Origin of the sequence: Sphingomonas sp. DC1600-2, from assembly GCF_049897605.1 — a bacterium.
Classification (GTDB): domain Bacteria; phylum Pseudomonadota; class Alphaproteobacteria; order Sphingomonadales; family Sphingomonadaceae; genus Sphingomonas.
The window spans coordinates 539,849-560,072 of record NZ_JAFCWO010000001.1; the positions used below are offsets into that span (position 1 = coordinate 539,849).

General features: G+C 63.0%; 11 protein-coding genes. 7 read left to right on the plus strand and 4 right to left on the minus strand.

Annotation, left to right across the window (positions count from 1 at the left end; translation table 11 throughout):
- The first annotated feature begins 172 nt into the window (after positions 1 to 172).
- Positions 173 to 3,064, plus strand: coding sequence for a TonB-dependent receptor domain-containing protein (locus tag ACP7BL_RS02565; RefSeq protein WP_426257534.1), 2,892 nt, complete (start codon positions 173 to 175; stop codon positions 3,062 to 3,064).
- A 158-nt stretch (positions 3,065 to 3,222) separates the two neighbouring features.
- On the opposite strand, the gene ACP7BL_RS02570 is transcribed toward ACP7BL_RS02565, so the two are convergent.
- The 3 genes from ACP7BL_RS02570 to ACP7BL_RS02580 all read right to left on the minus strand — a co-directional run bounded on the left by ACP7BL_RS02570 (position 3,223) and on the right by ACP7BL_RS02580 (position 8,488).
- Positions 3,223 to 6,042 carry a TonB-dependent receptor gene (locus tag ACP7BL_RS02570; RefSeq protein ID WP_126848273.1) on the minus strand — a complete coding sequence of 940 codons (2,820 nt, stop codon included), beginning with the start codon at positions 6,040 to 6,042 and terminating at the stop codon, positions 3,223 to 3,225.
- A gap of 203 nt (positions 6,043 to 6,245) precedes the next feature.
- Positions 6,246 to 7,478 carry a histidine-type phosphatase gene (locus ACP7BL_RS02575; protein ID WP_426257535.1) on the minus strand — a complete coding sequence of 411 codons (1,233 nt, stop codon included), beginning with the start codon at positions 7,476 to 7,478 and terminating at the stop codon, positions 6,246 to 6,248.
- Positions 7,475 to 8,488, minus strand: coding sequence for a phosphatidylinositol-specific phospholipase C domain-containing protein (locus ACP7BL_RS02580; protein ID WP_426257536.1), 1,014 nt, complete (start codon positions 8,486 to 8,488; stop codon positions 7,475 to 7,477). Before ACP7BL_RS02580 ends, ACP7BL_RS02575 begins: the two co-directional genes overlap by 4 nt.
- Positions 8,489 to 8,944: 456 nt before the next feature.
- Between ACP7BL_RS02580 and ACP7BL_RS02585 the strand changes: the two genes are divergently transcribed.
- Positions 8,945 to 9,988, plus strand: a complete 1,044-nt coding sequence (locus ACP7BL_RS02585; protein WP_052192093.1) for a LacI family DNA-binding transcriptional regulator — start codon at positions 8,945 to 8,947, stop codon at positions 9,986 to 9,988.
- 2 nt (positions 9,989 to 9,990) lie between these two features.
- Here ACP7BL_RS02585 and ACP7BL_RS02590 read toward each other — a convergent pair whose 3' ends face one another.
- Positions 9,991 to 11,349: an MFS transporter gene (locus ACP7BL_RS02590; protein WP_426257537.1), complete on the minus strand. Its 1,359-nt coding sequence runs from the start codon at positions 11,347 to 11,349 to the stop codon at positions 9,991 to 9,993.
- A 158-nt stretch (positions 11,350 to 11,507) separates the two neighbouring features.
- On the opposite strand from ACP7BL_RS02590, the gene ACP7BL_RS02595 reads away from it, so the two are divergent.
- From ACP7BL_RS02595 to ACP7BL_RS02615, 5 genes are all read left to right on the plus strand, one after another.
- Positions 11,508 to 13,979, plus strand: coding sequence for a TonB-dependent siderophore receptor (locus ACP7BL_RS02595; RefSeq protein WP_426257538.1), 2,472 nt, complete (start codon positions 11,508 to 11,510; stop codon positions 13,977 to 13,979).
- 29 nt (positions 13,980 to 14,008) lie between these two features.
- Positions 14,009 to 15,031 carry an alpha/beta hydrolase gene (locus tag ACP7BL_RS02600; RefSeq protein ID WP_426257539.1) on the plus strand — a complete coding sequence of 341 codons (1,023 nt, stop codon included), beginning with the start codon at positions 14,009 to 14,011 and terminating at the stop codon, positions 15,029 to 15,031.
- Positions 15,028 to 16,761 (plus strand): alpha-amylase family glycosyl hydrolase, encoded by a 1,734-nt coding sequence (locus ACP7BL_RS02605; RefSeq protein WP_426257540.1) that lies wholly within the window; start codon positions 15,028 to 15,030, stop codon positions 16,759 to 16,761. Before ACP7BL_RS02600 ends, ACP7BL_RS02605 begins: the two co-directional genes overlap by 4 nt.
- Positions 16,762 to 16,952: 191 nt before the next feature.
- Positions 16,953 to 17,624 (plus strand): TetR/AcrR family transcriptional regulator, encoded by a 672-nt coding sequence (locus tag ACP7BL_RS02610; protein WP_426257541.1) that lies wholly within the window; start codon positions 16,953 to 16,955, stop codon positions 17,622 to 17,624.
- A gap of 80 nt (positions 17,625 to 17,704) precedes the next feature.
- Positions 17,705 to 20,215, plus strand: coding sequence for a TonB-dependent receptor (locus ACP7BL_RS02615; RefSeq protein ID WP_426257542.1), 2,511 nt, complete (start codon positions 17,705 to 17,707; stop codon positions 20,213 to 20,215).
- Positions 20,216 to 20,224: the final 9 nt, after the last annotated feature.

Consider the following 20,224-nt stretch of genomic DNA (forward strand, 5'->3'; position numbering starts at 1 on the left):
GGGTATCAGTGGTCCAATTCCGGGGAGTTTTTTTATAGTTACAAATTAACCACACTGCCAATGAAACGACCTGTCGCTTTCATTGCCCCTTGCGGCAACCGTGCCGATTGTTTCACCATCCTGTCATAAACCCGGAGAGGATGTCGCAAAGACGACAAACGGGGAAACAATCATGCTCAAAGCTATCTCGCCTTACTATCTCGGTGCCGCCATGGTTGCGCTCGCGGCCGGCATTTCGACCGCTCCAGCGTCCGCGCAAATCGCGCCCGGGAGCGCGGCTGCGGCCTCCGACCAGGATATTGTCGTCACCGGATCGCGCATTCGCCGCAGCCCGCTTGACCAGGACAAGCCGGTCGTCACCGTCGATCAGGCCGCGATCGCGCGCACTGGCCTGAGCTCGGTCGCCGACGTGCTGCAGCGCTTGCCGAGCGCCGGCGGGGGGCTCAACACCAAGGTCAACAATGCCGGCAATATCGGTGGTCCGCCCGACGGCACCGGCGTGAGCTCGGGCGCGGCGGAAATCGACCTGCGCTATCTCGGTGCCAAGCGCACGCTCGTGCTGGTCGACGGCCTGCGCTACGTCAACGGTTCGTCAGCGGGTGGCATCCCGGCATCGGTCGATCTCAACGAGATCCCGATGAACTCGATCGAACGGATCGAAGTGCTGCAATCGGGCGCGTCGCCGCTCTACGGCACCGATGCGGTGGCCGGTGTGGTCAACATCATCACCAAGCAGGCGCAGAAGGGGCTGCAGGTCAACGCCCAGTTCGGCACCTTCCGCCAGGGCGACGGCCATACCCAGAATTACGAGCTCAGCTACGGCATCCAGAAGCCCGAAAGCGGCACCTCGGTCGTGTTCGGTGGCTATTACACCAAGCAGGAAGCGGTCAGCACCGGCAATCGGGCGATTTCGCAATTCCCGGCGTCGGGGGCGGTGTCGTGCCAGGATCCGGCCTTTGCCGCGACCGGTGGTGTTGGGTGTAGTGGCTCGCCGCCGCTCGGGCGCTACCGCGTGCTGGGGCAGAATTTGACGCTCAAGGCACCCGTTATCGGGCGCACCGCGACGCTGGCCGATTTCAAGACCTTTACCGATGCCGACCGTTTCAACTTCGCCCCTTTCAACTATCTGCTGACGCCGTCGGAGCGCTATGGCGGCTTCCTGAACTTCAAGCAGGCGCTGGGCGACAACGTCAACATGCGGGTGAAGCTGGTCTATAACCACCGCCACTCGACCACCGAGGCGGCGTTCCTGCCGCTTGTGATCGGGCCGGGCGCGGGCAACGGCAATTTGCTCGACCGCATCTCGGTCGATGCCAGCAATCCCTACAATCCGTTTGGCGTCACGCTGTCCTCGGGCGTCAACCTCGACGGCACGCCGTCGGGCGTGCCCGCCAATTACGTCGCGATCAATCGTCGCTTCGTCGAGGGCGGCCAGCGCGTCTTCACGCAGGATGTCGATACCTTCTCGGGAACGGTGACGCTCGACGGCTCGTTCCACATCGGCGACCATAAGTGGTTCTGGGATGCGAACGCGGTCTATGGCCTCAACGACGCGCACCAGCTCTTCACTGGCAACGTCAATGCCGCCAAGCTCGCACAAGCGCTCGGGCCGGTATCGCAATGCACCGGTGCGTGCGTGCCGTTCAACATCTTCGGCGGGGCGACGGTCGGCGGCGCGGGCTCGATCACCCCGGCGATGCTCGCCTTCGTGACCTTCAACGAGCGCGACAAGAGCCAACAGGAGCTCAACGATTTCAGCGCCAACCTGTCGGGCTCGCTGTTCACACTGCCCGCCGGCGATGTCGGCCTGGCGATCGGCTATGAACATCGCGATCAGGGGGCGAGCTACGACCCCGATCCCGTCATCGTCGCCGGGCTCGGTGCCGACGTGCCGACCCAGCCAAGCCGCGGCCGCTTCAACGTCAACGAAATCTATGGCGAGCTTCGCGTCCCGATCCTGACCGACACGGCGTTCTTCCAGAAACTCGAATTCGACGGCGCGGTGCGCCACTCGAACTATTCGACCTTTGGCGGCAACACGGTCTTCACCGCGTCGGGGCTGTGGAAGCCGGTTTCCGACCTGCTGTTCCGCGGCGGCTATGCCGAGAGCCTGCGCGCGCCGAGCATCGGCGAACTCCACGCCGGTGCCTCGCGGTCCGACCAGACGATCCAGGATCCGTGCACCAGCGGCCTGGGTGGCTCGTTCCAGACGAACGCGACCGTGAAGGCGAATTGCATCGCCAATGGGGTGCCCGCGAACGGCAGCTATGCCGAGCCGGCCGGCCAGATCGGCGTCTTTTCGGGCGGCAACATCAACCTCAAGCCCGAAACCGCGAAGACCTGGACTGCGGGGGGCGTCTACAGCCCGTCCTGGGCACGTGGCGGTTTGGCCAGCGTGCTGAGCCTCGAGGTCAATTATTACGCGATCAGCCTGAAGAACGCGATCGACTCGGCACCGGCATCGCTGATCCTCTCGCGCTGCGCGTTCAACGCCGATGCCGCGAGCTGCGCGCTGATCAAGCGCACGACCGTCGGCACCATCGCATCGGTCGGTGCCGTCCTGCAGAACCTGAACTCGATCAAGACCAACGGACTCGACGGCACCTTGCTCTATCGCACCCCGCGGTTCCGTGGCGGCACCGCTGGCCTGAGCGTCAATGCCGCATATCTGCTGAAATATGACGCGCTGCTGCCGACCGGCTTGCAGAAATGCGTCGGAACCGAGCGTTGCCTGTCGGTCGATCAGGCCTTTCCTCGCTTCAAGCTCAACAGCACGGTCGACTTCGCGACGCCGTATTTCGGGGCGTCGTTCACCGGCCGCTACATCAGCGCCGTCACCGAAAGCGATGCGACCAAGCACCGCATGACGCCAACTTTCTATGGCGATGTGCAACTGTATCTGTCGGCAGACTGGATGCAAAAGTTCAAGCTGGTCGCAGGCGTCAACAACGTCTTCAACAAGCAACCGCCCGTCTGCATCACTTGCGACGGCGCGAACTTCGACACGACGACCTACGATGTGCCCGGACAGTTCGGTTATTTGCGGCTGTCATACGGCTTCTGAGCCAACCGGCCACCTGGCCGATGAGTCCTGCGCGGTGTTCTTCACCGCGCAGGCACAGCCCCACGAAACGATCTGCAACGGCGTGTGACCGCGCCGATCAGCATCAAGGTCGGCGCGCAAGGCCTGTCAGGCCCTGCGCGCCGGTCGGTGTGAACGCCTCAGAACTGATACGAGACCTTTACTGTCGCAGTACGGCCGGAGTCGACGATCGAACCGATGGTTGAGCTGGAGCGACCGATGGTGGCATAATAGCTACGCTGGTTGGTCAAATTCGACAGCGCGGCTTCGAACTTGGCGCGACCATAGCGATAGGCGACGTGAAGATCGAGCTGGCTGTTGGCCCGCACCCAGCCGTCCAGGTCGCTCTTCCCGTCAAGTACCGCATATTGATACACGTAGGAGCCGATGTAGCGATACGAGAAATCGGCCTCGAACCCGCCAAGCACATAGGACAATTGGGCGTTGCCGGTCAGGTTGGGCTGGTTGAGCAAACGTTCGTTGCTCGACAGGCCGCCCTTGGGGTCGACGCTGGACCCTTCGAGGGTGACGTTACCCGACAGGATGAAATTGCCCGGAATACTGGGCGCGGCACCGAGCATGGTCGAGGCGGCGAGTTCCAGCCCGTAGACGTCGCCCGATCCGCCATTGACCGGCTGCGAAATGGTGGTCGAGCCATTTTCCTTCGAGCTGGTGACGTTGGTGAAGCTGTTCACCCGCGAATAGGTGAAATTGGTGATGTGCTTGTAGAAGCCGCTGATCGAGGCAGAGCTCTTGGTATTGAAGAACTCCGCAGAGGCATCAAGGTTGGTGGCGTCGAGCGCCTTCAGATTGGGGTTGCCCATGGTGATCGAGGTGGTTCCGCCCGCTTCGGCACCCCCGCTCGACCGGTTGATGCGCTGACCACCGGCAAGTTGGAAGAAGGACGGGGCGACATAGGAGCGCGAGACCGAAAAACGATACACGCTGTTGCCGGTGGGCCGATAATTGACCGCGAAGCTCGGCAGAACCTTGTCGTAGGTTGTTTTGCTCGATGCAAAATTGCCGGCGATCTCCGCACCGGTGCCGTCGGTGGGCAGCACCCAGAAGGTATTGGTGATGCCGGTATGCTCGTAACGCAGGCCCGCCAGAATTTCGGCCTTCCCGGCCTCAAACGTCCCCATCGCATAAAGCGAGGTGATGCGTTCATGTCCGGTCTGCGTGTTACAATTTTGGTTGTTGACGTTCTTGATCGCCGGATTGGGATCATTGCAACTGTCGTCCGCAGCTGCGAACGAACCGTAGGTCGCGAGGATCGCCTTGTTGAACACCTGGTCATATGCAGCGCGGTCGATCAGCGGGGCCGCGAAATTGTAAACGCCCGGGACGATCGATGGGACGCTCCCGCCGAAGATCCCCAGGGTGGTCCAATTTATCTCGGCACCAGCAGCGTTGTAGACCCGCGGCGTGTAATAGTCGTTGTAGGTATGCTTGCGATAGGCATCGCGATATTTGGCACCAAAGCTGATGGTTTTGAGAAAGTCGCCATCAAAATTGACGTCAGCATCGAATTTTGCGCCATATTTGCTCTGGTTGCTAAATTCCGCCGAGAGATCGCCGTAGCGACGGGCGTTATAATTGGCGATGTCGTTGATATAGGCATATTGCGCCGCCGATCCGATCAGCAGCGGAATCCCGTTCTGGTAGGTGAACATGGTCGAGCCGCTATACGGGAGAGCCGTACCGCTATTAGGTTTGCGTGCCGAAATTTCCGCGTGGTCGGGTGCGTTATATTCGCCATAGCTGAAGAAGATGTTGGGCCGCAGCGTCAGTTGGCCGAACGTGACCTTGCCGCCGAACTGCGCGGTCGCCAGCAACGCCTGTTCGGGTGAGGTGGTGTAATAATAACGTGGACGGATCGCGCCGATGCTCGGCGCGTAAACGCCGCTGGTGCCGATCTGGGCCTGGCCGATGCTGTCCCCGTAAATCTGCGCGTAATAGGAATTCTGCGTGATCTCGTTCTGGGCATAAGTGCCACGCAGATACCAGCTTTGGGTATCGCTCGGGGCCCAGTCGAGCGAGATGCTGCCGCCGTAGCGCTGGTTGGTGCCCTGGGTGAACCCGGCATTCACCCCGGTGGAAGTAAGATTCTGCGCGGGCGACAGACCCGAGGCGCTGGTGCCGTCCTTATTCTGGCTGGCATAGGCCCATTGGCCGTTAGTCGCCGCCGGGTAGACACCGTCGATGATCGTGTTGGTGAAGTTGGAGCGGTCATAATAGCCGCCGACATAGAGGGTGAACGCCTTCGACGCGCCAAAACCATGCGCGAATTCAAGCGAGGCGGTCTCGCCATCGGCCTTCTGGCCATAGTCCCGCGCGCGCGTGTTGAGGCGGCCGGTCACCGATACGTTGAACGCGGAGCTGTTCTCGAAATCCGCCGCGGTCGGCGTGCGGAAATCGATCGAGCCGCCAATCGCGCCGCCGTCTTCCGTGGCGAGGAAGGATTTGTTGACCACCACGCGGTGCATGCCGCTGGGCGGCAGCAGGTTGAGCGGCACCTGCCGGCTGAACGGCATACCCTGCGCGCCTTCGACGCCATTGATGAGGTTGATGTTATATTCAGCCGCCATGCCACGCAGCGAGACGTAATTGCCCTGCCCGCGACCGGCGATATCGACGAACACGCTGTTGGTGTTGCCCTGGCCGCCGTTGAATACGGATACGCCCGGCAGACGTGCGAGCGCCTCGGCGATGTTCACATCGGGCGCGCGCTCGATCGTTTCGGGGGAGAGTACCGCGATGGCGTTGGGCGACGCTACCTGCTCTTGCGCCGGGCTCTGCGCGACCTTGCGATTGCCGGTGACGACGATCGTTTTGGAGCTGGTTGTATCGGACTCCGGCTCAGCCTCGGTCGGCTTGGTGGTTTGGGCGTGGAGGGCGATCGGCATCGTAAACACCGATGCGACCAACATGGATTTCAACGTCAGGCGATAATTTTTCACGGCGACCCCCAAAAGGAAAAACCCCGTCGGGCAGGCTGCGAAGCGTTTTTCGCGGCCTGCCGCGAACAGGACCGGGGCCGCCTAACAGGGGGGTGTTTCAGTGATGGTGCACTGCAGCGTCAGTTTCGTTACGGATCGGATACGAAATCCGATCGGAGCTGCCATGTCGCACAATCGCCAGCCAAGCCGCGTTGCGTCCTGTTCTAGCCGACCGCCCTTCGTTCGATCAGTTCGGTCAATGTGGCCAGCGGACACAGATCGTGTCGCCTGGCGCGGCTACAGCCTGGCACGTTCAAAATCTGACGCGCTGGCGCATCGCCGTCGGAAAAGCGCACCAGGTGCCGGATCTGTTCCGGATTGGCGGATTCGAAGAACAGCCGTGCCCAACGGTGTCCGCGTCCGTCGCGCAACACCTCGATTCCCAACGCGCCGCCCGGCGGTGGATCGCCCGGTGCATAATCGCGGGCGGTGACCTGTACCCCCAAGAGCGCCGAGAGCGCCGCGACATTGGTGTCATGCCCCATGAAGATGCTGACCTTGGGGGCAGCGGGATTGCGCAGAAGCGCCGCGATCCGGAGCGCCAAAGGGCCCGCCACGCGCGCGGCCATGTAGGGCGGCCGCGCGTAAACGTCGAATAAGGCGGCATGGAGTACGGCGAGGCGTTTGAGCGTGGCGGGCGTGGCGCGCCCCCAGCCCACCTGCGCCATCGGCAGCCCCTCCAAATATTCCAGCAGCAGCACCTGCGCCGTGCCGGAATAGCGACGGATGGGCCCGGTCAGTGCCACATCGCGGCCATCGTCGCCGACGCTGACCGTAGCGGGCACTGCCGCCAGATCGCAGGGGGCAGGAGCCCGGTCGCAGCCAAGAACGTGCGCCATCTCGCGTAGAGCGGCGGCATTGCGCGCGGTCATCGCGGCCACGCCACCGGTATAGGCCTGGACCGAGGCGATCGCCGCTGCGCCGTCAAATGGCATCGGGCTTATACGCATCGGCTCGAACAACGGGTCGGTCTGGCCGTCGGCCAAGTGGCCGATCGGCACCGTGCAGCCCGGTGCGAGGCCATTGGCGAGCGCCGCGCCGCTGGCGATGGTACGGGCGGCGGTGTTGGTCCAGATCGCCAAATCGCGTGCCGCCGGGCATCGCCCGCGCCACAGTCCGCTACGCTGGAAGCGCGCCCGGCGCCAACTGCCGATCCGGCGCAGTGCCTCTGCGCCATGCGGGGTGAGCAAGCTCGGCGAGACTGGCCAGGCGGGCAATGGGGCATGCGGTAAATCGTCGATCGCGGCTTCCGATTCCAACGGCGCACGTACGCCGTGCCGGTAGAGCAGCACCACCTTTTCCAGGGTCAAAGGCGCGCGCGTCTGCGCCGCCGCATCGCCGGCCGCGCTCGCCGCGACCGCCACGACGGCAAGCCAGCCCAACATACGCCGCATCATGGAAGCCTCACAACAAAGCCGAGGTGCAACGGGTCGGGCGCACCCGGATAATAATCGGTACTGATGATCTGCGCGCCCGAACGGAGCGCGGCCTGAAACCGGCGATAGTCCCCGCGGCGCGCCTCCACCGTGTCGGAATCGGCGCGAGTGCGCACGATAAAGCCCTGCGCCACGGCTTGACGGATGCGCGCTTCGTTCTCGACCGGATTCTGTACGTTGAAGATGGCGGCTTCGGCATCGCCTTCGCCGAAAAAGCCGAACATCGCCCGACCACGCAGCGAAGCGTGGCCGCGTCGGTAGGCGTCGAGCACACGGTCGTTGGTGTCGAGGATCAGCATCACCTTGCCCTTCGCGGCGCTTTGGCGGGGCCACCCGCGATGCAGGACGCCCGCGCGCAAGGTCGGCCATCGACCGCGAACCTGATCGGGCGTGATGAGATGCGCGGTGCCGAAGGTGGTCCGCGCGCTGGTATCGATCGCTGCCAAGGCGGCCGCGTCGAACGGCATCAATTGCGGCATGATCGGATTGTCGTCCCGCCCGTCACTGGCATTGACCACCACGGTGATCAACGCATGGCCGGGATGCGCGCGCGACCACGATGCAACCTGCGCGAAGCAATCTGCCAGCGTCAGGCACAGGCTGCGCCTGTCGACAAAGGGCACATGCAAAACCTTCGCGCCCGGGCGGCGCATAGCGGCGAAGCTGGCAGGATCGCCGACATAGGGGGCGGCGAACAGCCCGCCAAAGGGATCGGCGACGGGATCGAATTCGAGTTGGCGCAGCCCGAGATCGAGCTGCCGTGCAATCGACGGGTGGCCATATTCGACTGCGGCGGAGTGTTCCCCGAGGATGCGCCGCTGCTCGGCAAGCGTCTGCTCCGTCAATGCCGGACGGTAGGAATTGTGGGAACCAAGCACGCGCATCCCGTTGAGTGGCACATCCTGGGCCCGCACCGCGATCGGCGCTGCGGCACACAACGCCAATGCCAGCGCCGCAAGCCATTTCTGCATCACGACTCATCGTCCCGATTGGTGAACGCGATCGATCCGCGCGGCTCACGAAGGGGATCGATCACGTTTCACTATGTCCCGTTAAATGCGGGCCATTGGGTGAGGCCGCCGGTCGCTGTCACCACAGGACAATGACGGTGCCATGACAGGTGCGGTATTATATAGCGGCACTGGCGGATTCGGACCTGATCCGTCTACCAAACTGCGTAGGACGTAGCCCCTGGAGGTAGCGAGTATAGGCCGGGCGCAAGGCACCTTACGGCAGACTGCAACACAAGCCTCCGGGACGGGTGGCTCGCGGCGACCTTATGGCCGGCACCGCTGGCCGCACCGCGACCCGACCTGCGGCGCGGCGAACGAGCGCGCGTTTCACCGCAAGAGCATAGGATATTTGATCGTTTCACGACGCTGCCCTAGACGAAGCGTTCCTACATCCCGCTTCATTAGGCGCATCCCATGATAGCTCCGCCGCCTCCACCCTCGTCCGGCGACGTGACGACGATCGCAAGCCTTGTCGATCTGGCGCAGGCCGCTGGTACGTCGGTATCGACCGCTTCGCGCGCGCTATCGGGGCATTCGTCGGTCAACGAAAAGACCCGGCTGCGCATCCAAAAGCTCGCCGACGCCCATGGCTTTCAACCCAACCGTCTCGCTCGCAACTTGCGGTTGCAGCGTACCCAATCGATCGGGCTTGTGCTGCCGCTTGGGCACGAGGCCGGGCAGCACCTGTCCGACCCGTTTTTCCTGTCGCTGCTCGGCCATCTGGCGGATGGGCTGACGGAACGGGGCTACGATTTGGTTCTATCGCGGGTGATCCCGCACGATGGCACCTGGCTTGACCGCCTGGTCGATAGCGGACGGATCGATGGGCTGATCCTGATCGGTCAGTCCGACCAGAGCGACGTGATCGACAAAGTCGCGGCACGCTATGCCCCGATCGTGGTGTGGGGCGCGCGCCTTCCGGGACAACGCTATCTGACGGTCGGATCGGACAATCGACTGGGCGGAGCGCGTGCAGCCGAGCATCTGATCGCGATTGGCCGACGCCGACTCCTGTATCTTGGCAATGCGAGCGCGCCCGAGTTCGCGGAACGGCTTGCCGGATTTCAAGACGCGGTGTCGCGGGCCGGTCCCGGCGTGGCGGCAGCGGCGCTGGACCTGCACATGACGCCCGACGCAGCCCATCTTGCGATTGCCAAATACCTTACCGAGCATCCCGCTCCCGATGCGATTTTCGCGGCATCCGACGTGGTCGCGATGAGCGCCTTGCGGGCGTTGCGCGAGCGCGGCCTGAGCGTGCCACAGGACGTCGCCGTGGTCGGCTATGATGATGTAACGCTGGCGGCGCATACCGCCCCGGCACTGACGACCATCCGCCAGGATCTGGTGGTCGGTGCTAAGGCGCTGATCGAGATTCTGTTTCGCCGGATTGCGGGCGAACCCGCGCAATCGCTGCAACTGGACCCGCAACTGATTGTGCGCGGGTCGAGCGTGGCCTGACGTCAGGCGGCTGTCGCGACCGTTCGCGCTGGCGCCACTCGCATCGTCGCCAGCGCGGCGGCAAGCATCAGCACGCCGCTGAGATATAGCACGTTGCGTGGGTCGCCCCGCAGCACGCCATTGTACAGCAAGGGCAGCGTCAGGCTCTGGATCATCATCGGCACAACGATGAACATGTTGAAGATGCCCATATACACGCCCGTTCGCGCCGGTGGGATCGAATCCGCGAGCATGATGTACGGGTTCCCCATCAGGCTGGCCCAACCCAGACCGATGCCGATCATCGGCAAGAACAGCCAGTTTTGCGTGGTGATTCCGGGGATCGTCAGCATCGCAGCGCCCGCCGCCACCATACACAGCGCATGGACGTTGCGCGCGCCCCATGCCCGCGTCACCGGCACCAACGCAAAGGCACCGACAAAGGCGATGAAATTGTAAAATCCGCCAAGCTGCCCGGTCGCAAGTGCGGCGGCGCGAAAGCCGGGGGAGGCGGGGTCGCTCGTGCCGTGGAGCGAGCGCGCCAGCGAAAAGGTGATGTACTGCCAGTAGCAGAACATCGCATACCATTGGAACAGCATCGCCACGGCCAATTGTCGCATCGTCGGCGGCATTTCCCGGATCGCGTCGCCAATCTCGCGCAGCGTGCTACGGACCGATAACGGGGTACGGCGCAACTCGGCAATCTGGGCCGCCGTCAGGGGAAGCTCGCGGACCGACAGAACCGACCACAGGATCGTCGAAAGGGACAGCACCGCGCCGATCAGAAAAGCTGCTTTCGTAATGTGCGGGATGCCATTCAGGTCGACGGCATCGCGGCTCATTCCCGCATAGACCAGGATGGAGGGGGCGAGGTAGGCCAGCGTTTGCGCAAGGCCGGTAAAGGCGCTCTGGGTCAAGAAACCGATCGGTCGCTGGTTTGCATCGAGCCGGTCGCCGACATAGGCGCGGTAGGGTTCCATCGTCACATTGTTGGCGGCGTCCAACACCCACAGCAACGATGCTGCCACCCACAGCGTCGGGCTGTACGGCATGGCGAGCAGCCCCAGGCTGCACAGGATTGCGCCGATCAGGAAATAGGGCGTGCGTCGCCCGAAGCGGCTGATGGTGCGGTCGCTGAGCGCGCCGATGAGCGGCTGCACCAGCAGCCCGGTCATCGGGCCCGCCAGCCACAGCAGCGGCATCGCCGCCTCGCTGGCCCCGAGGTAACTGTAGATCGGCCCCATATTGCTTTGCTGCAGGCCGAAGCTGAACTGGAGCCCGAAAAAGCCGATATTCATTTGGAAGATGCGCGCCAAGGAAAGGCGCGGCTTGCGCTCCCCTGCGGACGCGTTGCCCGTGCCGTCATCCGCCTTCTGGTGCATCGCCCTCTCCAACCTGTTCGTGACAGCCTGTCTTTCGGCGGTCGCTACCATCGATCCAAACTTTTCACAAACGATTGCGAAAAATTATTGCAATCGATTGCGAAGCGCTTATGAGCATCCCTCAAGCCGCAATACAGCGGACACTAGGAGGGGTTATCATGAAGCTTGCAACGCTTTTGCTCGCCGGTACGGCTTTGGCGTTTCTGCCGCAGATCGCACTCGCGCAGAGTTCCGTGCCCGCGCCGGAAGCGGCCGCCGCGCCCGAAGCCAAAACAGATGCTGCCGATATCATTGTGACAGGTACCGCTCGGCCCGAGCGCCGTTTGACGACCAGCATCTCCATCAGCGCGGTCGACTCTCAGGAAATCGCCAAGCTCGCCCCAATGGGCAGCGCCGACCTGTTGCGCAACATTCCGGGCCTGCGCGCCGAATCTTCAGGCGGCGAAAGCAACGCCAACATCGCGGTCCGCGGTTTGCCGGCGGCAAGCGGTGGCGGCAAGTTCGTTCAGTTTCAGGAAGATGGCCTGCCGGTGCTGGATTTTGGCGATATCGCCTTCGCGACCGCCGACACCTTCGTTCGCCCAGACTATAGTGTTTCGCGCGTCGAAGTGGTGCGCGGCGGTTCCGCCTCGACCTTCACCAGCAACGCGCCGGGCGCGATCATCAATTTCATCAGCAAAACCGGTGACGTGGCTGGCGGAACGGTCGGCATCACCAAGGGGCTTGATTTCAACCGTACCCGGATCGACGCCGATTATGGCGCGCCGCTTGGCGAAGGGTGGCGGTTTCATGTTGGCGGGTTCTACCGCGTCGGCAATGGCGTCCGGAACGCCGACTATACGTCCGAGCGCGGCGGCCAAATCAAGGGCAACGTCACCAAGACATTCGCAAACGGTTTCATCCGCCTGAACTTCAAATATCTCGACGACCGCTCGCCTATCTATGTCCCGACACCCATTCGGGTGACCGGCACCGCTGCGAACCCGACCTATGCGTCCTTCCCGGGTTTTGACGTGCGGTCGGGAACGTCGCTGTCGCCCTATTTCCGCTCGGATATTGCAATCGGCAGCGGCGGGCAGCGGATCGTCTCCGATCTGGGCGACGGCTACCGCGTCAAGACGCGCGGCGGCGGTGCCGATGCATCATTCGATCTGGGCGGCGGCTGGCACATCGAGGATAAGTTCAACGTTGCGAGCAATTCGGGCAGCTTCGCCACCTCCTATCCGGGCCGGGTCGCGCCGCTGACCACCTTGATGAGCGAAATCGGCGGTGTAGGGGCCACCTTGCGCTATGCCAACGGGCCAAATGCGGGGCAGGTCATCGCCAACCCGGCGGGTCTCAATGGCAACGGCCTCGGCATCAACGCACTGACCTTCGGGGTGACGCTGAACGATTTCACCAATGCCACCAACATCCTGACGCTGAACCGCGACTTCAGCGCCGGTGGCGGCACCGGCAATGTGACGGCCGGCTATTTCAAATCCTACCAGGCGATCCAGATGGATTGGCACTGGAACAGCTATATTCAGGAAGTGAAGGGGCGCGATGCGGCGCTGCTGAACGTCTATAATGCGGCCGGTCAGTCGGTTACGCAAAACGGACTCATCGCTTATGGTGAACCGGTGTTCGGCAATTGCTGCCAGCGTTATTACAATGTCGATTACAATATCGATGCCCCCTATCTGGCGGTGTCGTACAAGATAGGGAAATTGAATCTGGACGGGAGCGTTCGTTTCAACAGCTCCAGGGCGAGCGGATATTACGCCTCGAATAACGGGCTGAGCGTGGTCGATGTGAACCAGGACGGCATTATTCAGACGCCGGAGCGCAGTGTGCCCGTGGTCAATCCCCAGGCATCGTCACCCGTCAACTATCGGAAAAACTATTTCACCTACTCGGTCGGTGCAAACTATGAGGTCATGCCGAGTCTGGCGCTCTTCGCACGCGTGAGCCGCGGTGCGCGGTTCAACGCGGACCGTATTCTCTTTGGTGGCGGCGTGCGGGCCGATGGCAGCGTCGCGGACGAAGTCGCGGTCAATTTCGTCAATCAGCAGGAGGCGGGCATCAAGTTCCGGCGGGGCGGGGCCTATGTCAACCTGACGGCGTTCCGCGCGACCACGGCCGAGGCCAATGAAATCGTCATCCCGCAGCAAGCCATCATCAACAACAAATATCGGTCTTACGGCGTGGAATTCGAAGGCGGGGTCGATCGCGGCATTTTCCACCTTACGGCTGGTGCCACCTATACCCATGCCCGGATTAGCGAGAGCCAGGTGACCCCGGCGCTGAACGGCAACATCCCGTATCGCCAGGCGGCCTTGATCTTCCAGGCGACGCCTTCGATCCGGACCGACCGGTTCGACATCGGCGCAAACGTCACCGGCACCACCTCGTCCTACGCGGCTGACGTCAACACGCTGAAGATGCCGGGATATGTCATGACAAATGCGTTCGCTTCTTATGCGATAACGCCAGCGATCCGGCTTTCGGTGAACGTCCAGAACCTGTTCGACGTGATCGCGATTACCGAGGTCGGCCAGGTGCCGGACAGCGTTCCGGCCGACGGCATCGACACCGCGCGTGCTTTCCCGGGGCGCAACGTCAGCGCCACCGCGACGCTGCGTTTTTGATGCGCGGGCGAGCGTTTGCGGTGGCGGCGATGGCCACGGTGCTTGTGTCGGTCGGGGCGACGGACAGGGCGGCAGCGATGGACGAGACCGTCGTCGTTCCGTCGCGGCCTTTGCCCGTGCCGAAAACGGTCAGCCCTGAATTACAACGGCTGATCGGCTCGCCGATGAACCCGAGCTGGGATCAGCATCCGGCATCGGCGGAGGCGTGGCGCGCGTTGGTCAAGACCTATGCGGCCGACATTGAAACGGTGTTGCCGGCGCTGATGGCCCGCGAAAAGGTCACGATCCGCGCAGACCGGATGAACGGCGTGCCGGTGTTCTGGGTCGAGCCAGAAACCGTGCCGTCGGAGAATCGCGACCGTATTCTGCTCAACTTCCACGGCGGCGCGTATGTTTTCGCCCCCGGCAAAGCCGGGCTACGCGATGCCATCTTGCTCGCCGGGCGTGGCTTCAGAGTGCTGAGCGTCGATTACCGCATGGCCCCGGACGCCCCATATCCTGCCGCGATCGATGATGCCGAGGCAGTGTGGAAGGCGGTTGTCGCCCGATATCCGGCCAAGCGTGTCGGCGTGTTCGGATCGTCGACCGGCGGGGCGATGACATTGGCGCTGGTGGTGCGCGCCAAGGCGCATCATTTGCCACTGCCCGGTGCCTTGTGGGCGGGCACGCCGTGGGCGCAACTCGACAAGATCGGGGACAGCTATTTCACCAATGACCATGTCGACAATGCGCTGGTATCCTATGACGGGCTGCTGGGCGCGGCCGCACGGCTCTATGCGAACGGCCATGACATGGCCGACCCGGAGCTGTCGCCCGTCAATGCCGATTTCACCGGCTTTCCGCCGACCTTGCTGACGACGGGCACCCGCGATTTGTTCCTGTCCAACACCATCAGGGTTCATCGCAAGCTGAAGCAGGCGGGGGTCGTTAGCGACTTGAACGTCTATGAGGGCTTGTCGCACGGCGATTTCGAGCGCGATCCGGATCTGCCGGAATCGCGCGAAGTTTACGGCGAAGCTGCGGCCTTCTTCCGCCAAATGCTGGCCCGATGAGCGAGACGTTGCAGTCGTTGTTCGATCTGCTGGAACCGCTCTACCAAGGCCATCCTGCCTGGCCGGTGGAGCGCGACCGGATCGCGGCGGCCGTGTCCGCCGCCGCCGGGGCCAGATCGCCGACCTTGCGCGCGCTCGACGCCGACCGGGCGGCGCATCCCGCCTGGTTTGGCGCGCCCGACATGGTCGGCTACAGCTTCTATGTCGATCGGTTCGCCGGGACCCTCGCCGGGTTGCGGCAGAGATTGCCATGGCTGGAAGCGCTGGGCATCCGCTTGCTCCATCCCTTGCCCATGACATTGGGCCAGTCGGAGCACAGCGATGGCGGTTTTGCGGTGGCGGACTATCGCGCGATCGAGCCCGCGCTTGGCAGCCTGGACGACGTTCGGGCGCTGGCCGCCGATCTGCATGAGCGCGGCATGGCGCTGGCGATGGACTGCGTGTTGAACCACACCGCGCGGGATCATCCCTGGGCGCAGGCCGCGCTGGCGGGCGATTACGAGATGCGCGGCTATTACCGCATTGTCGACGATGCTGCCGACGTCGCCGCCTGGGAGCGCGATCTGGACGAGGTCTTCCCCGATACCGCGCCGGGCAACTTTACGCATGAGTCCGCGCTCGGCGGGTGGGTTTGGACGAGTTTCTATCCGTTTCAATGGGATCTCGACTGGTCGAACCCAGCGGTCTTTCGCGAAATGCTCGATGTGTTGCTGTTCTGGTCGAACATCGGCGTGGATGCCTTTCGCCTCGATAGCGCCCCCTATCTGTGGAAGCGGCGCGGGAGCGTATCGCGCAACCTGCCGGAAACGCATACGCTGGTTGCCGCGCTCCGCGCCGGTCTCGATATCGCCGCGCCCGGTGTCGCGCTGTTGGCGGAAGCGATCGAACGCACCGCCGACGTGCTGCCCTATATCGAGCCACAGGATGGCACGCGCGCGGCGCAGCTTGCCTATCACAATGGCGTGATGGCGGCGTTATGGGTGGCGTTGGCGACGGGCGACGCGGCGATCGTCGGCGATCTGGTTCGCGATACCGTGCTGACGCGGCCCGATACGGCGTGGCTCACCTACCTGCGCTGTCATGACGACATCATCTGGTCCGCACTCAATGGGCGGGTGTCCGCCGAAGCGCTGGATCGTATTTCGGATTTCTACACCGGTGTGGGCGGGTTCGGCGATGGCCGCCGCTTTCAGGCCCGCCCCGGCGCGGCCGCCAGTACGGTCGGGATGCTCGCCTCGCTGGTTGGCACTAAGGGCCCAGAAGCGCTCGGCCGCTACCGCTTGCTGCTGGCGACGATGCTGGCGCTGCCAGGCATGCCGATGTTGTACATGGGCGACGAAATCGGGCTGCCCAACCATGTCGATCCCGCTGCGCCGGACGATGCGCGCTGGCTGCATCGGCCGCCGATGGACTGGTCACGCGCGGATAGCGCGGCGGCGGGGAAGGGCGCTGGGGCGGAATGGCTGGCGCTGACCAAGCGGCTTCTCGCGGTGCGGGCCACCTTGCCGGCGTTCGACGCCAAGGCCGCTACAAACGTGCAGGCCGATGTGCCGGGCCTGCTGGTCGTGTCACGCGGCGGCGATAGCGATACGGTCGTACTCGTTGCGAATTTCGGTGATGTGCCGCAGGCGTTACCCTTTGCGGGGCGGTGGAAAGATGCGATCGAGGACCGTCCGATTGGGCGCGTGATCGCGCCAGGGGCCGTGCTCTGGGCAATCCGTTGTGATTGACCGGTTTACAAACAGCGTCCTTCGCTGATCATGCGATGTCGCCCCTGACCGCGAAACCACCGGCCGCCAACGTGACGGTGCCGGTCGGGATTCGCGCGCGCGGTTGACATCAAGAAACGATAGCTATCAATATCGCCTTGTCGCTATGCTCCGGTCGTGAGAAGCGCGCCGGTCGCGACAGGAGAGATGTATTGAGCAATCATCGCAAGCCGATGCAGGAGCGGTCGCGCAAAACCTATGAGCTCCTGCTTTCGGCTGCGGAAACGCTGCTTGAGGAGGTTGGCATCGAGCGGATTTCGAGCAACCTCATTGTCCAGCGCGCCAAGCTGACCTCTCCTGCATTCTATCGATATTTCGATGATAAATATGCCGTTATCGAGGCATTGGCGGAACGACTGATGCAGCGCCAGAATGAAGCCCTGACCCGCTGGATCGACCGGTATCGGGATGCGGGATACGATACCTTGGTCGATCATATCGAAGATCTGGTTCGCGAAATGGACGCGATCACGCGTCAGCAGCCAGGCGCGATCTGGATTATGCGCGCCCTCCGTGCAGTGCCGAGCCTCACCCACATCCGACTCGCTTCGCATCATTTTGTCACCGATCTGATGACGGACGTTTACATGACCTATCTGCCTGGCGTGCCGCGCGAGCTGGTCCGCCGCCGTACGCGGCTGGCGGTGGAGATCGCCTATTCGGTGGATGAAATGCTCAAGGAAGACGCGGGCTCGCGCGAGGAAGTCTTTGCAGATCTGACCTATATTTTCCGCTCGCTCTATTATCATCCCGATTTGGGAAGGGTGCCGCCGACGCCCCAGACGACTGTGGCTTCGGGCCTTGCGCTATCGGCCGACGCCTGACGGGACAATTCCCGACCTGTCATAAAAACGATACCGAATACTATCATATGCGCGTCGACACGAATCATTCGGGGCGCACAATGATCCATTCCATCGTTCATCGATCGACGCTGGTCGCCACCTTGCTGGCTGGCACAGCGATCGCCACTCCAGCGCAAGCGCAGCACAATGCGGTGGCCGATCAGGCCATGGCGGCGCAGCAGGAACCGGATAAGACGCAGGTCGCCGATGGTGACGATATCGTCGTGACCGGCCGCGCGGGCACGTCGCGCCAACGCAAGGTCGAGACGAGCTATGCGATCTCGACGATCTCGGACCAGGATCTGCGCATCCGCGCGCCGATCGGCGTGGCTGAGGCGCTCAAGCAGGTGCCGGGCTTCTACAGCGCACCGACCTCGGGTGAAGTCGCCGGCGGCGTGCGCGTGCGCGGCATCCCGAGCGACGGCTATCAGACCGTCGCCTTGCTCGAGGACGGTATCCCGATCCAGGGCGACCCGGGGCTCGGCTGGCTCAACGGCGACCAGTCTTTGCGCATCGATCAGAGCGTCGAGCGGATCGAAGTGGTGCGCGGCGGACCCTCGGCGATCTTCTATTCGAATGCGCCGGGCGCTGCGATCAACTTCATCACGCGCAAGGGCGGCGACACGCTCGAAGCTCTCGCGCGCTACGAAGCGGCGAGCTACAATTCGCACCGGATCGACGGGTGGATCGGCGGGCCGATTGGCGCGACCGGGTGGCATTTTTTCACCGGCGGCTATTACCGCGTGTCGGATGGTCCGCACAATTCGGGCTTCACGCAGGATCGTGGCGGCCAGATCCGCCTGAACCTGTCGAAGGAGTTCGAGCGCGGCGGGATCAGCTTCGGCGTAAAGCGGATCGACGAGCGCGTTGGCTATTGGGGCGGTGGTATTTATCAGGCCAATGCCGACGGGACGCCGGCCAATGTGGTTGGACTGGACAATAAGGTCGACAATGTCGTCGGTCCCGACACGCGCTATTTCACCTTTCTGACGCCGAACGGCACGGTCAAGTTCGACAATGGCGTCGGCAGCAGCGTCAAACTGACGCAGCTCAGCTTCCAGGCGCATTACGACATTACCGACAGCTTCAAGGTCGAGGAGAATGTCCGCTATCGCACGAGCTGGACGCAGCGGAACAGCATCACGCCCTATTCGGTCGCCGCGTCGGCGAGCGCGCTGCTGACCAGCACCTTCGGCAAACCCCCGACCGGGACGAGCTATGCCCTAATCTACCGCGACAGTGGTGCGGCCTTCAATCTCGCCAATCAGAACGGCAACGGCTTGGCGTTGATCGACCTTGCGCGCACGCACACCGTGCCGCTCGACGAATTCATCACCGACACCCGATTGGTCGGCAAGGTCGATTTTCTCGGCACGCACAACCTGGCGTTCGGCGTCTATTATGCGCGCGAGCAGGAAGATTATAACGCGCTCAGCGCCGCCGTGCTGACCGACGTCAAGCCGCATGCCGAAGTGCTCGACGCCTATCTCGTTGATGCGAAGGGCAACAAGCTGTTCAAGATCAGTGACAATGGCGTCATCCAATACGGTGCCGAATATGCCAATGCGAGCGGCAGCTCGGACAATATCGCAGCCTATGCCAGCGACGAGTGGCAGCTGACCCCCAAGTTCAGGCTCGAGGGCGGCGTGCGCTACGAGCAGATCAAGACGCGCGGGCAGGTCGAGGGCACCAAGAAGGTCAATCTCGGCCAGAGCGCGACCAGCGCCGACGATTCGGTCGGCGTCGGCACCGGGGTGTTCACGCCCTTTTCGCGCAAATACGATCATGTCGGCTGGACCGCGGCCGCCAATTATCAGGTCCGTCCGTTTTTCGGCGTGTTCGCGCGCTATACCGACACCTTCCGGCTTCCTGCAGTGTCGAGCTTCATCACCAACGCCAATGCTGCGCCCGTCGTCCAGACGCTCAACATGCTCGAGGGCGGGGTCAAATATTCGCGCGGCAAGATCGATCTCTACGCAACGGCCTTCCGCACGGTGTATAACAGCTACGCGATCAGCGATTATCAGAAGCTCGCCAATGGCCTGTTGTCGCCGGTCACGGTCTATGGCGACACCAAGACCACCGGCACCGAGATTGAGGGGACGTGGCGGCCGACGGACTGGTTCGATCTGCACGCTTCCTGGACCTGGCAGGACAATCGCTTCAGCAAGTTCGTCTATACCAACAGCGCGGGCGTGCTGACCGATTATTCGCACCACCGCGTCAACGGCGTGCCCGACAATACCTTCCGCATCACGCCGGGCCTGACGCTGTTCGACCGCAAGGTGCGGCTCCAGTCGGACGTCAATTATGTTGGTGCGCTCTATACCGACGTCGCCAACCAGATCCGGCTGCCATCCTATTGGTCGGTCGATTTCGACGCGCAATTCCAGATCACGCCAAAACTGCAATTCGGGCTGATCGTCGCGAACGTCACCAATGCCTTTGGCCTGGTCAACGGCAACCCGCGCGCGGGCACGATCGACAACAGCCAGGCCGGGCAGCCCGTCTACATCGGCAGTTCGCTCTATCAGCGCAACTACCGCGGCTCGCTCACCTACCGCTTCTGACGCGGGCGC

What these genes read in the sequence shown, in the direction of transcription:
- ACP7BL_RS02615 (WP_426257542.1), top strand. Translation starts at nt 17,705, where the DNA reads ATGATCCATTCCATCGTTCATCGATCGACGCTGGTCGCCACCTTGCTG.
- ACP7BL_RS02565 (WP_426257534.1), top strand. Translation starts at nt 173, where the DNA reads ATGCTCAAAGCTATCTCGCCTTACTATCTCGGTGCCGCCATGGTTGCG.
- ACP7BL_RS02575 (WP_426257535.1), bottom strand. Translation starts at nt 7,478, where the DNA reads ATGATGCGGCGTATGTTGGGCTGGCTTGCCGTCGTGGCGGTCGCGGCG.
- ACP7BL_RS02595 (WP_426257538.1), top strand. Translation starts at nt 11,508, where the DNA reads ATGAAGCTTGCAACGCTTTTGCTCGCCGGTACGGCTTTGGCGTTTCTG.
- ACP7BL_RS02600 (WP_426257539.1), top strand. Translation starts at nt 14,009, where the DNA reads ATGGCCACGGTGCTTGTGTCGGTCGGGGCGACGGACAGGGCGGCAGCG.
- ACP7BL_RS02580 (WP_426257536.1), bottom strand. Translation starts at nt 8,488, where the DNA reads ATGCAGAAATGGCTTGCGGCGCTGGCATTGGCGTTGTGTGCCGCAGCG.
- ACP7BL_RS02605 (WP_426257540.1), top strand. Translation starts at nt 15,028, where the DNA reads ATGAGCGAGACGTTGCAGTCGTTGTTCGATCTGCTGGAACCGCTCTAC.
- ACP7BL_RS02590 (WP_426257537.1), bottom strand. Translation starts at nt 11,349, where the DNA reads ATGCACCAGAAGGCGGATGACGGCACGGGCAACGCGTCCGCAGGGGAG.
- ACP7BL_RS02585 (WP_052192093.1), top strand. Translation starts at nt 8,945, where the DNA reads ATGATAGCTCCGCCGCCTCCACCCTCGTCCGGCGACGTGACGACGATC.